This is a genomic window from Candidatus Methanoplasma termitum, assembly GCF_000800805.1.
Lineage (GTDB): Archaea > Thermoplasmatota > Thermoplasmata > Methanomassiliicoccales > Methanomethylophilaceae > Methanoplasma > Methanoplasma termitum.
In genome coordinates, this window is sequence record NZ_CP010070.1 from 1,476,210 (window position 1) to 1,488,669 (window position 12,460).

The following is a 12,460-nucleotide window of genomic DNA, read 5'->3' on the forward strand; positions in this document are numbered from 1 at the left end:
AGTATGCTATGGACGCCAATTCCCGCTTCCTGCTGAAATCCTTCAGGAAATATTACAAGGAGAACCCTCCGATAATGCCGGACCGTTTCACAAAAAGGGAATTCGGTTTCATGTTCTTCGATAGACAGATGGTGCAAAGGCATATGGGTTTCCCCACACCGGAGGAATTGAACAGATTCATGATCGCGCAGGTGCCCAGCCACAGTTACTATTCCACCGCATATTACAGAAAACCGAGCGCCCCGACCATGGAGGAGAAGGAGTGGCTGGGTGCGGAACTGATATTCGATCTGGACGCGGATCACCTTGAAGGCGCGGACAAGATGTCCTATTCCGAGATGATGATCAAGATCAGAGACGAGATGATCAATCTTACCGATTCGTTCCTTTTCTCCGATCTGGGCTTTTCAGAGAAGGATGTGCACATAACATTCTCGGGTGGCCGCGGATATCATGCCCACATCCCTTCGCAGGAGGTACTTACGCTTGGGACCTACGAAAGAAGAGAGCTTGTCGACTACATCACATGTTCCGGTCTTAACATAGACTGGGTATTCCCGTTCCACAAGGTCGCAACATCTCAGGTCAAGACCGCGACCGGTACCAGGACCAACGTTGCAAAGGACCGCCTGATACCTGACTCAGAGGCCGGCGGATGGAGAGGAAGGATGCGGGTCGGGCTGATGGACCTTGTGAACGATGTCTGCGACCTTGACCCGAAAGTATTGAGGAAGATCTATCCGTCGATCTCGGCATCGAAGACCGCCACTGTGATAAAACTGCAGGAGGACGTGAAAGCGTCGAGGAAAGTGCTCTTCGAAAAGAATACTATGGCAACGCTTGACCGCAACAACCAAGAGACCCTCGTAAAGATAATGAAAGAGGATATCGCACCGACCCTTACGGCAGAGGTGGATAAACCGGTCACTCCGGATATCAAAAGGATCATCCGCCTTCCGGGGTCGATACACGGAAAGACAGGGCTCAGAGTGACGCCGATCACACGTGACGAATTGACAGATTTCGATCCCCTCCAAAGTGCCGTACCTTCCGCATACTCAGATGAACCGGTCAAGATAACACTGAAGAAGGGTTATGAGTTCGACATGAAGGGAGAACACTTCAAACTGTCCGGAGAGACGGAAGTACCGGAGTTCGCCGCAATATTCCTGGTCGGCAGACGGGTCGCTGATTATGGATATCTGTCAGAGAAGAAAGAATCCTTGTTCTGAGTTTTCTTAACAAGATTAACAGTTCAACAATAAAATAACTTATATAGTAAATTGCTAATGGCGTTAGTAAAAAGGGAATGAAATGAATTACGATGATCTCACCACGGAATTCATACGCAATATGCAACTGATCCGGAAGGCGACCCATAAAGGGCGCATTCCGGACAGCATCCAAGGCGAGACGTTCGTTCTTATTTTCATAAAAGAAAGACATGGTAAGATCATTCCCAGTGACATCAGTGATGCTATCGGTGTCAGCTCTGCGCGTGTCGCGACCGCATTGAACAGCCTTGAGAATAAAGGACTCATCACTCGGAGGATCGACAGCGACGACAGACGCAAGATCATCGTGGAATTGACCCCGGAAGGCATGAAGCTTGCGGAAGAACGCAAAAAGGCGCACACTGAGAGGATCGGAGCAATGCTTGCGCTGCTGGGAGAGGAGGACTCGGCAGAGCTCGTAAGGATCGTCGGCAGATTGTCGGATATCATTTCAAAAGATTCGACGCTTTGCGACAGATGATCCGATGATGCATATTCACAACACAACCCGGCGTTAGAGGATGATATTGCGACCGGGACTCCATACTGACTTTAAACAACGACAAAAAACAGGGTAAAACTATGTTCAAAAGTATATTAAAATACCTAACGAAAAAAGAATGGGGCTTGATAGTGATAATCGGCATTATCAATGTAATTCAGGTCTGGCTCAATCTTAAGATTCCTGAATACATGGGCATAATAACACGATATATCACTAATTCCAGCTATATTACGCCCGGAGACCCTCTCTTTATTGGGAAGGATGAGGTAATGAACCAGGTCTATTCCTATGGAGAATTAATGATCCTTTGTTCAATAGGGAGCTTGATCACAACTATTGTGATCTGCTACATCGCATCAAGAGTGGCCTCAAGATTGTCGCAGGATTGCAGAAGCCGCATGTTCAACAGAGTGGACTCTTTCTCGATGGGAGACATCAATAAGTTCTCCATCGCAAGTCTGATCACACGTTCAACAAATGATGTCACACAAGTACAGATGATATTCACCTTTGGATTGCAGCTTATAATTTACGCACCAATGCTGGCAATAGGGGCCTTGTTCAAGATCACGGTCGCTAATTACGAATGGACGCTTGCGACAAGCATGGCTATGCTTCTGCTCGTTGTAATGTTCGTCATTGTCATGAAGGCGGTGATTCCGAAGTTCAAAAAGATGCAGACCCTTACAGATAATGTCAATGACCGGGCGAGGGAGAACTTGATGGGACTTCCCGTTGTGCGCGCCTATAATGCAGAGAAATATCAGGAAGAAAAATTTGAGAGAGCGAATGACGAGCTTGTGAAGACCCAACTATACACTACACACGGCATGGCGGTGATGTTCCCGTTCATAATGGTTATCATGAACTGCCTGATGCTGGCCATTTATTGGATAGGTGCGATAATCATCGGCAGAATCAACCCCGCGGATTTTGCGTCTATGCAAGACTACGGAGAGGCTGTCGGCGCATCTATTGGCAACATGATAGTGTTCTCGTCTTACGCCATGCAGATAATGATGGCAGTAATGATGCTCCTTATTCTTTTCATAATGTTGCCCAGAGCACAGGTGGCTGGAAGGCGTATCTATGAGGTCATCGAAACAGAACCTTCTATCAAAGATGGAGGTGTTGTTGAGCCGGATACCGGTCTGAAGGGCACTATCGAATTCAAAAATGTAAGCTTCAAATATCCGGGGGCGTCTGATTACGTTCTGAAGGACATAAGCTTCTCTGCCAAGCAAGGAGAAACCATTGCGTTTATCGGTTCTATAGGGAGTGGAAAGACCACCTTGGTCAATCTTGTCCCCAGATTCTATGATGTGAGTGAGGGTTCGGTCCTTGTTGACGGAGTGGATGTTCGAAACTATAAATTGGAATCACTTTACAACAAGATCGGATACATTCCCCAAAAAAGTGTACTGTTCACTGGAACAGTCACATCCAATGTGGCATTCGGTGAGAATGGAAAAGAGCAGGCAACCGAAGAGGATGTGAAGACGGCCGTCAGGATCGCTCAGGGACAGGACTTTGTCGAAAACATGAAGGACGGTTATGACTCCGAGATCGTACGCGGAGGTGCGAACCTTTCAGGCGGCCAGAAACAACGTGTTTCGATCGCGAGAGCGGTTTGCAGAAAGCCGGAGATATATATCTTTGACGACAGTTTCTCTGCTCTCGATTACAAGACCGACCGCGCCCTAAGAACGGCATTAAAAAAGGAAACAAGGGGTGTGACGAGCATGATCATCGCTCAACGCATCGGTACCATAATGGATGCGGATAAGATCGTTGTGCTTGATGAAGGCAAGGTTATGGGGATTGGGAAACACAGAGAACTTCTGTCGACCTGTAGCATTTACAAAGAGATTGCTATGTCTCAACTAAGCGAGGAGGAGTTGGCAATATGAGTGATGAAAGACCTATAAACAACTCCAACCGCGGTCCCGGACGAAACCGTGTAACAGAAAAGCCAAAAGATTTTAAAGGAACATGGGTCAAACTGATCAGGTATGGTAAGAATTTCCTTCCGCTCATTATCATCGTGATGGCGGTGGTGTGCGTTTCGACTGCATTACAGGTCATATCTCCAATTTACCTCGGAGACATGGCAACAGCGATCAGCGACATCATCAACCTCCACAGTCCGAATTTCCTTAAGCCTTTGGACATGGATTACATAGTGGGCATAGGAATGCTGCTGATATTCATGTTTGCGTTCGTTGCCATGTTCAACTTCACTCAGGGGTGGATACTGGCAACTGTCACTCAAAAGATATCAAAACAGATGAGGACAGATGTCTCGAAGAAGATCAACCGTCTGCCGTTCCGCTTCTTCCATAAGACAAGCTACGGCGATGTCATGAGTTATCTGACAAATGACATCGACACCATCGGAATGACCCTGAACCAGAGCCTTTCTGGACTATTCACATCGGTAGCGCTGCTTGTCGGTTCGGTGATAGCGATGCTCTTCACCAACTGGATAATGGCCGCTACAGCTATATTGTCAAGCTTGGCCGGGTTTGCGCTGATGGCAGTGATCATAAAAAGGTCTCAAAGATACTTTGCCGCTCAACAGCGCGATCTCGGAAACGTGAACGGCCACGTCGAGGAAGCGTACACAGGCCACACGATAATAAAGGCCTACAACAACAGCAAAGCGTTCAGGCAAAAATTCGAAGATATAAACAACAAGCTTTACGTAAGCGGATGGAAATCCCAATTCTTCTCCGGACTGACGTTCCCTCTGATGTCTTTCGTCGGAAACTTCGGTTATGTGATGGTCAGCATTGTCGGAGCCGTGCTCGTTGTGAATGGCTCGATCCCTTTCGGAACGATCGTAACGTTCATGATATTCGTAAGATTGTTCACACAGCCTCTGGCTCAATTGGCGCAGGCAGTTACTACCCTCCAGAGAACAGCGGCCGCAAGCGAGCGCGTGTTCACCTTCCTTGAAGTAGAAGAGATGGAGGATGAAAGCCAAAAAGTAAAGCGCCTGACCGGTGTGAAAGGACATGTGGAATTCAAGAATGTCAAGTTCGGATATGTTCCAGAAAAGACCGTCATCCATAACTTCTCGGCCGATGTCAAGGCCGGACAGAAGATAGCCATTGTGGGTCCGACAGGCGCGGGAAAGACCACATTGGTCAACCTTCTGATGCGGTTCTATGAGGTAGACGGCGGAGAGATATTGATCGATGGCGTACCTACTTCGGAGGTCCCTCGCGAAGACGTGCATAATCAATTCGGCATGGTCCTGCAGGACACCTGGTTATTTGAAGGCACCATCAAGGAGAACATCATCTATTCGGAAAAGAACATTACAGACGAACAAGTTGAGAATGCCTGCAAGACTGTAGGGCTGGATCACTTCATACAGACCCTCCCCGACAAGTACGACACGGTTCTCAATGAATCAATGAGCCTCTCCGAGGGCCAAAAACAACTGCTGACGATCGCGCGTGCGATCATCAAGGACTCGCCTCTGCTGATATTGGACGAGGCGACGAGTTCGGTCGACACGCGTACCGAACGCATAGTTCAGGCAGCAATGGATAAGTTGACCGTGGGCAGAACTTCATTCGTCATCGCACACAGATTGTCGACGATAAAGAACGCCGACAAGATCCTGGTTATAAGGGATGGGGATGTCGTCGAAAGCGGCAGTCACGATCAGCTGCTTGCAAAGAACGGCTTCTATGCCGGACTTTACAACAGCCAATTCGAAGGATGCGACGGATAACACGGCTATGCGAAGAACCAAACCTTTTTCCCAAACCTTTATTAATATAATATAAATCACAGACCTTATGAAAGCATTCCGCGTAACAGGCACATATGCTGACCCCAGGAAGAGACAGTCTTTCTCCATCGAGGTCTCCGCTGAGAATGAGGATGCATGCAGGGAGAAGACACTGTCCACTCTCGGCAGCAAACACAGACTCAAGAGATGGGAGATCGACATCACAGAGATCGTCGAACTCTCTCCCGATCAGGTCACGAACCACGTTGTAAAATACGATATCGAGGCATAAAAATGGAAGATGATGAGCTTCGTCAGGCGATGGCGGTCTTAGAGGCATACAGCGCCCAGCTAGAGGCTCTTAACAGGCAGGCCAGACTGCTTCAGGTCTCTCTTGAGGATACTACAAGAGCAAAAGAGGCGTTCAAAGCACTGGTCGATGCAAAAGAAGGGGATGACCTTCTGATCCCCGTCGGTGCATCCTCATTCGTTCACGCAAAGGCCACCGGCAACAAGAAGGCGATCGTGGGCATCGGCAACAGGCTATCCACAGAAAAAGATCTTGATGAAGCCATAACTTTCATGGAGAATCTGGTGAGCGACCTCTCAAAGTCTTTAAGAGAAGTTGTCGGCGCCATCAGCGAGATAGAGAGAACGGCCGCTGAACTGACGGCCGCCGTCCAGAACGAATATAGATACAGAGAGCAATCTGTACAGTGATACCGGTATGTTCGATTCTCTGAAATCCAAGCTCAAAGGTCTGGGCAAATCAGCTTCGAAGTTGGACTCCGAGAAGATCTATGAAGAAACTCCGAAAAAGAAGGATAAAATTATTGAGGAGGAGCCCCCCGATGAAGAAGAAGAACTCCATGCCGATGAAGTTGATGTTCCCGATGAGGACCTCGACGACGATGCCTTCTTCGAAAAATTGGAAAATGATTATCTTGAGGAGCGGGCAAAGGAATCCGGTTCCACTTATACTCCGATAAAGACGACCCCCTCAAACCCTGCAAAGTCCGAAAAACCTCAGCCAAAGAAAGAAGAGAAGGCAAAAGTAGCACCAAAGGTCGACGACTCTGCCGAGAAAAAAAGAGCGGCGGCAGAGGAGAAAGAAAGGTTGGCAGCCAAGAAAAAGGCGGAGGAAGAGGCCGCTGCAGAAGAGAAGAGACTTGCCAAGGCGGCGGAAAAAGAGAAGTCGTCAGCCAAGAAAAAGGCAAAGGAAGATGCCGAAGCCGAGAAGAAAAGACTTGCCGCATCTGCGGAAGAAGAAAGATTAGCCGCCAAGAAAAAGGCAAAGGAAGATGCCGAAGCGGCTGAGAGAGAAAGGTTAGCGGCCCAGAAAAGGGCGGAGGAAGAGGCCGCGGCAGAGAAGAAGAGAGTTGCCGCAGAGATGGCTGCCCTTGAGGCAGAAAAGGCCAGACCGGCTAAAGAGAAGGAGAAACCCGCCGCAGAACCAAAGAAGCCTGAGGCAGTTGAAGAAAAACCGATCTCGAGGAAAGAGTGGCTCAAACGCAATAAACAGAACCCCGCCGAGACCAGAGAGAAGAAAGTCTATCCTGCGGGAGAGATGGTCGGCGACTCGGGTAAAAGGATCAAAGATGACCCACTTGATGACCTCCTCGATGAATTAGAGGTCATACTTCTGGAATCCGATGTCGCTTATCCAGTCGTACAGGACATAATTCTCGGCGTAAGGGACAACCTGATCAACAAAAAATACGGAAGACAGTACACTCTCGAAGAGGTCGTCGAGACGGCCGTAAAAGAATCCGTAAGGAGGGTTCTGAAGATCAACGAGTTCGACTTTGACAGATGGTTCGAAGAACAGCCTAAACCCGTCGTGATAATGTTCGTCGGAATAAACGGGACTGGGAAAACAACAACTATCGCGAAGATCGCGAAAAGGCTGCTGGATCATGAGAGAAGCGTCGTTCTCGCAGCGTGCGACACTTTCAGGGCGGGGGCGATCGAACAACTGAGCATACACGCCGACAGACTCAATGTGAAGATCGTTAAGCATCAGCAGGATGCGGACCCGTCGGCGGTCGCATACGATGCGATAGAGCACGCCAAATCCAAGAGGAAAGATGCGGTCCTCATTGACACCGCCGGCCGCATGCAGACCAACAACAACCTCATTGACGAGATGAAAAAGATCGCAAGGATCTCAAAGCCGGCGTTGAAAGTATTCGTCGGGGATGCTTTGGCGGGCAACGATGCTATCGAACAGGCTAAGGTGTTCGATGCTGCGATCGGGATCGATGCGATAGTCCTTACAAAGATCGATACCGATGCAAAAGGCGGTGCGGCGCTTTCTATCGCACATACCATCGGAAAACCGATCGCCTTCGTATCAAACGGACAGGAATATAAGGACCTTCAGGTCTTCGATTCAAATTGGATGCTTGAGCGTCTTTTTGAAGAATAAAACATCTGGCTCTATGAGTGTTCAAACACAGAGTTTAAAGAACAGCGTTGCAAAGACCTTCGCATCTATCACTATATTGTCAATGACAACATACTCGTTCGGCCCGTGAAGTGTCCCGCCTCCGTTCTGCCATACATATGCGTCGTACCCTTCTTTTCTAAAGAAATTAGCGCATGTCGCCCCTCCGACACCGACCGGCCTCGGCCTTATTCCGATGACCGATTCTACGGAGTCCATAAGGGCTTCGAACACCTCCCCCTCTGTAGATGATGCGCCGCCTGCGGTGTGCCTCTGCAGTTCGATTATCTCTATCTTCGCCCCGGTCTTTTTCTCGTGTTCCTTTGCGACACGTTTTGCGACGGCGAGGATGTCGTCCTGCTTGTATTCCGGGAGGGCCCTGATATCCAATGAGAACTCGAAGTTGCCCGGTATCGTGTTCACATTCATCACGGTGCTGCTGCATTTGGTCGGCTCGAATGTGGACATCTTCGGAATGAACATGCCGTTCTCATTCGGAAATTCTTTTTCGAACCTTGCGAGCAGGTCCGTAAGGAATACGTTCCCCACTCTGAACGCGTTTATGCCCTTGTCCGGGGTCGATCCGTGCGTGGACTTGCCTGTGACGTTGAACTGTAGCCATATAAGATTCTTCTCGGCCACATCGACAAGATCTCCGTCTGGGCTTCCCCAGTCCGGCACTATGAAAACATCATCTTTGGAGAAGCATCCTTTTTTGATCAGATAGTCTATGCCCATCTTGCTGGACATCTCTTCGTCGGCAACATATGCTATGCCTATGGATCTCTTTGACAGCATCTCTTTCGGAATGAACTTGGAAGCGAACAGCGACGAGATCACTGCCTGACCATTGTCCTCCGTCCCGCGCCCATATATCTTTCCGTCCTTTACTACCGGGTCGAACGGATCTGTCTCCCAATCATTAAAATCGCCTACCGGCACGGTGTCTGTGTGAGCGATGATCCAAACGGTCCCTTTACCTTTACCATTCTTTTTTGCGAGTATGTTCGGCCTCATGACGTTGGGGTCGAAATCATCCTGTGCGTCGATCCTTATGACACTGTCGTACCCTTCCAGATATTTGGTCAACATGTCTGCCCTTTTGCCTTCGCCCGTTCCGCCATTCTCCGGAGCAATTGCAGGAATGCGGATCATCTCTGACATCACCCGCACCATGTCATCCCGAGACCTTTCGATCTTAGCAAGGATCCGCTCCAGTTCCATGATTGGAGATTGTCTGATATTGATAATATAGATTTGCTATCAACGAACAAAGATGGGGTTTGGTTAAGCTGTTTTGTGGCGTATGATCATTCTCTGCGTATGATCATTGTCACGGCGTTCCCGCCGCCGAGGCACAGCGTACAGAGTCCTGTCTCTTTATGCCGTTGTTTAAGCTCATATATCAGGGATGTCAGGATGCGCGATCCCGAGCATCCTATCGGATGGCCGAGCGCGACAGCCCCCCCGTTCACATTGAATATCTCATCTGGCACATTGAGTGCTTTCTTGACGGCGCAGGACGCTGTCGCAAAGGCTTCGTTGTGTTCGAACAGGTCAATGTCGTCCATCTTCATCCCGGCCCTCTTGAGGACGTGCTCTGTAGTGGGAATAGGGGCCTCCATAACAAATTCCGGCTTAACCCCCCTCTCGCCGTATGCCACTACGCTTGCCAGCGGTTTGAGGCCGCGTTCGTCCGCCCAAGATCTGGAAGCTACGATAACTGCCGCTGCCCCGTCGCTCAACTGGGAAGAGTTGCCGGCGGTGACCATTCCGCCTTCTTTGAACGCCGGCCTCAGCTTGGCAAGAGCCTCCATTGTTGTGTCTGCCCTCACTCCTTCGTCGGTATCGAACACTGTGTCGCCCTTCTTGGATCTTATTACATATGGGACGATCTCTTTTTTGAATTTGCCTGAAGCGATCGCGGCTGCGGCATTTTTGTTGCTGTCGAACGACAGTTTGTCGGCATCCTGCCTTGTGATACCAAATCTTTCTGCGACGATCTCCGCAGTGATCCCCATGTGTTGGTTACTGAAAATATCCCATAGGCCGTCGTGGATCATGGTATCGACCATTGTCTGGTCGCCCATCACGGCCCCCCACCTCATATTATCGACATGGTACGGAACATTGCTCATGCTTTCCATTCCGCCTGCGGCGATAACATTGTATTCGCCGGCTTTGATGGCGTCTGCTGCATTCATCACCGATTTAAGGCCCGAACCGCACACATCGTTAACGGTATACGAACCGATCTCTACCGGCATCCCCGCTGCGACGGCGGCCTGCCTTGCGGGATTCTGCCCGACCCCTGTTGAAACAACGTTTCCCATTATGCACTCTTCAATGTCTGCGGGACTCAGCTTCGCCCTTTTTATAGCCTCGATGAGGGTTGTCGCTCCGAGTTCTGTTACCTTTATGCCTTTGAGCGATTTACCATATTTTCCTATCGCAGTCCTTGCTGCGCTGAGTATTACAACTTCTTCCATAGTGCCCGAACCTACCGTATCCTATTAAAAAAGAGTATATATTGGTGTCGGGGGTCACATACGCATATTGACGAACTCAAGCGGCGGTTCGGTCCCTGTCATCTTCAGCGGCTTTGACAAGTGCCGTCTGGCGGCCGCAGGAGGCTCATACCACCCCTCTCTTATCCACCTCAACGCCTTTTCCGTCTGAGGAGTTTCGGCTGAAGTGTGGCATTTTCTGCAGCGATAGCCCTTTCCCTTTCCGATGGATTCCATTGTCCTTCCACAGCTCTGGCATATCGGGTTTGAGACCTTTTCATACTTATCTGAGACCCCGAGGACATGTACCTTCTCCGCATTGAGGGTCCTGGGCTCTTCTCGGAGTTCACCCATCACTCCGATCGTGTCGCCCTCCGACAGGTTATCAAAGAGATATCGGAACTCTTTTGACGGCTCGTATGCGCCGACCGTTATTCTGCCGTATCTCGTGTCCATATCTGTCAACACATGTCCTCCGGAGATGTGCCGGCTCTTGACGATCCGTCCTTCGACATAGTAGGATCGGTTCGGGATCAATTCTTCCGCCCCATATATTATGTGGTCGTCTGTCCCCTGATTGGTCAGGAATACCATCCATCTCTCAATGGGTTCGCTGTTGATTATTTCCTTGCCTTTCATAAGCTCTGAAGGGTCATTTCCGCGAAGACCGTACATTATCGGGCATGGTGTCCCGGGAACCATTGCAACCTTCTCCGTCCTTTCTTCCCAGCTGTTGAAAGTCGACGGCAGAACCCTGTCGGCCTCCCTTATCGATAATGGGTCGAAGATGCGTTCGGTGCCCCATCTTGCCTCCGGCCTGTACGTCAACAATTCTAATGTGCTGGCTCTTGGCCTCCACGCCATCCCGCAAGCTGCGCCGATTATCCCTCTTCCGCACCCGGCCTCGAATTTGAATGCACCTATCCGCTCTATCTCGTCTTCGACCGCACTCTTGTCCAATATCGTCCTGACCCCTTTCCAATACAAAGACGGGTTAGGCTTCCTTCTGCTTACGATCAGGCCGGTATCGGAGTCCGGCTCTCTGCGCCGATCTATTACGGGAATGATTCGGTCAAGGATGTGGTCTTCTTCCGGTTCGTATGATGTCGCACTCTCAAAACAGAATATGTCCCTGCCGGATATGCTGCCTACCGGCGTCTTCTTTCCTCTCCCCTTACCGAACCTCATTGACAGTGAGGCGTTGCCCCGCGTCTTCCACGGGACGGCGGGATTTAGGCGGATAAGTCTAGGATATCCTATCAGATCCATCTCCTTGCTCAACACGGAAAGTATCTCGGTGGCAAGGAATGTTGTACAATTGCCCCTGAGGGAATCGGTATCATCGACTGCAACATACATTCCGGTCATCCTTTAATTACCGTATACTCTTTAAAGCTCGTTATCGGCGGCAGCCGACATAGAACTGACAAATAACATACCGCCGTCATCAGAGTATGATCCTTCAATAGAATATATTCCCATGCCGGTGGGCTCGATGCGAGCGAAACACTTTATGTCCGTGCCATCGCAGTCCTCCAGCAAAAAGGTGTATCCATTCTGTGTTGTGTGGATATCATAAACAATACCGATTATACTTTCTTTCTTGTTCTCCTGGCCCTCGCCGCCGATGAACAGGGTCAGGACCAATATCAGCGCAACCGAAAAACAAAGCAGAGAATAACGATCGAATGTCTTCATGGACCGCTTGATTTTTTTGATGGATTTAAAGGTATAAAGCTACAAGTATACTACCTTTTAATTTACGCCCTCCCCCCTTTATTTCCAGTGGAACTTTTTTTATTACCGATATAAAAGAAAAATATTGTAAATTTATTAAAAGATATGATTAACTGAAGTTTCCGATGGCCCAAATTATCAGAATGAACGCCGCTATCCCGAGTACACAACCGGCCATGACCAAGTATCCTTTCATTGATATTCTCCTTGATTGGTGATTATTATCAATCTATGTAATACAGTATT

Annotated in this window: 11 protein-coding genes; 7 read left to right on the top strand and 4 right to left on the bottom strand. The window is 49.2% G+C overall.

The features are described 5' to 3' along the window. Positions 1–8: 8 nt before the first annotated feature. The 7 genes from priS (at position 9) to ftsY (ending at position 7,952) form a co-directional block, all read left to right on the top strand. The gene (gene priS / locus Mpt1_RS07160) at positions 9–1,232 is read left to right on the top strand and encodes a DNA primase catalytic subunit PriS (RefSeq protein ID WP_048113503.1); all 1,224 of its coding nucleotides are present in this window, start codon (positions 9–11) and stop codon (positions 1,230–1,232) included. An 82-nt stretch (positions 1,233–1,314) separates the two neighbouring features. Further along, on the top strand, positions 1,315–1,755 hold the full coding sequence (locus tag Mpt1_RS07165; protein WP_052399339.1) for a MarR family winged helix-turn-helix transcriptional regulator: 441 nt from the start codon (positions 1,315–1,317) through the stop codon (positions 1,753–1,755). 101 nt (positions 1,756–1,856) lie between these two features. Then, positions 1,857–3,689 (top strand): ABC transporter ATP-binding protein, encoded by a 1,833-nt coding sequence (locus Mpt1_RS07170; RefSeq protein ID WP_048113505.1) that lies wholly within the window; start codon positions 1,857–1,859, stop codon positions 3,687–3,689. After that, the gene (locus Mpt1_RS07175; protein ID WP_048113507.1) at positions 3,686–5,524 is read left to right on the top strand and encodes an ABC transporter ATP-binding protein; all 1,839 of its coding nucleotides are present in this window, start codon (positions 3,686–3,688) and stop codon (positions 5,522–5,524) included. Before Mpt1_RS07170 ends, Mpt1_RS07175 begins: the two co-directional genes overlap by 4 nt. Positions 5,525–5,591: 67 nt before the next feature. Continuing rightward, on the top strand, positions 5,592–5,816 hold the full coding sequence (gene rpl18a, locus Mpt1_RS07180; RefSeq protein ID WP_048113508.1) for a 50S ribosomal protein L18Ae: 225 nt from the start codon (positions 5,592–5,594) through the stop codon (positions 5,814–5,816). Positions 5,817–5,818: 2 nt separating this feature from the next. Next, entirely contained in the window at positions 5,819–6,244 is a 426-nt protein-coding gene (pfdA, locus tag Mpt1_RS07185) for a prefoldin subunit alpha (RefSeq protein WP_048113511.1), read from the top strand. Positions 6,245–6,251: 7 nt separating this feature from the next. Then, positions 6,252–7,952, top strand: a complete 1,701-nt coding sequence (gene ftsY / locus Mpt1_RS07835; protein WP_082007297.1) for a signal recognition particle-docking protein FtsY — start codon at positions 6,252–6,254, stop codon at positions 7,950–7,952. A gap of 21 nt (positions 7,953–7,973) precedes the next feature. Here ftsY and Mpt1_RS07195 read toward each other — a convergent pair whose 3' ends face one another. The 4 genes from Mpt1_RS07195 to Mpt1_RS07210 all read right to left on the bottom strand — a co-directional run bounded on the left by Mpt1_RS07195 (position 7,974) and on the right by Mpt1_RS07210 (position 12,175). Next, positions 7,974–9,194 (bottom strand): M20 family metallo-hydrolase, encoded by a 1,221-nt coding sequence (locus Mpt1_RS07195; protein WP_048113513.1) that lies wholly within the window; start codon positions 9,192–9,194, stop codon positions 7,974–7,976. An 86-nt stretch (positions 9,195–9,280) separates the two neighbouring features. Continuing rightward, positions 9,281–10,459, bottom strand: a complete 1,179-nt coding sequence (locus Mpt1_RS07200) for a thiolase family protein (RefSeq protein WP_048113516.1) — start codon at positions 10,457–10,459, stop codon at positions 9,281–9,283. Positions 10,460–10,513: 54 nt separating this feature from the next. Beyond that, positions 10,514–11,845: a tRNA(Ile)(2)-agmatinylcytidine synthase gene (locus tag Mpt1_RS07205; RefSeq protein WP_238603119.1), complete on the bottom strand. Its 1,332-nt coding sequence runs from the start codon at positions 11,843–11,845 to the stop codon at positions 10,514–10,516. Positions 11,846–11,866: 21 nt separating this feature from the next. Then, positions 11,867–12,175, bottom strand: a complete 309-nt coding sequence (locus Mpt1_RS07210) for a hypothetical protein (protein ID WP_048113518.1) — start codon at positions 12,173–12,175, stop codon at positions 11,867–11,869. Between the last annotated feature and the right edge of the window lie 285 nt (positions 12,176–12,460).

Bases quoted from the DNA above. Each gene is read 5' to 3' on its own strand.
- priS (WP_048113503.1), top strand. From the start codon at position 9: ATGGACGCCAATTCCCGCTTCCTGCTGAAATCCTTCAGGAAATATTAC.
- Mpt1_RS07165 (WP_052399339.1), top strand. From the start codon at position 1,315: ATGAATTACGATGATCTCACCACGGAATTCATACGCAATATGCAACTG.
- Mpt1_RS07170 (WP_048113505.1), top strand. From the start codon at position 1,857: ATGTTCAAAAGTATATTAAAATACCTAACGAAAAAAGAATGGGGCTTG.
- Mpt1_RS07175 (WP_048113507.1), top strand. From the start codon at position 3,686: ATGAGTGATGAAAGACCTATAAACAACTCCAACCGCGGTCCCGGACGA.
- rpl18a (WP_048113508.1), top strand. From the start codon at position 5,592: ATGAAAGCATTCCGCGTAACAGGCACATATGCTGACCCCAGGAAGAGA.
- pfdA (WP_048113511.1), top strand. From the start codon at position 5,819: ATGGAAGATGATGAGCTTCGTCAGGCGATGGCGGTCTTAGAGGCATAC.
- ftsY (WP_082007297.1), top strand. From the start codon at position 6,252: ATGTTCGATTCTCTGAAATCCAAGCTCAAAGGTCTGGGCAAATCAGCT.
- Mpt1_RS07195 (WP_048113513.1), bottom strand. From the start codon at position 9,194: ATGGAACTGGAGCGGATCCTTGCTAAGATCGAAAGGTCTCGGGATGAC.
- Mpt1_RS07200 (WP_048113516.1), bottom strand. From the start codon at position 10,459: ATGGAAGAAGTTGTAATACTCAGCGCAGCAAGGACTGCGATAGGAAAA.
- Mpt1_RS07205 (WP_238603119.1), bottom strand. From the start codon at position 11,845: ATGACCGGAATGTATGTTGCAGTCGATGATACCGATTCCCTCAGGGGC.
- Mpt1_RS07210 (WP_048113518.1), bottom strand. From the start codon at position 12,175: ATGAAGACATTCGATCGTTATTCTCTGCTTTGTTTTTCGGTTGCGCTG.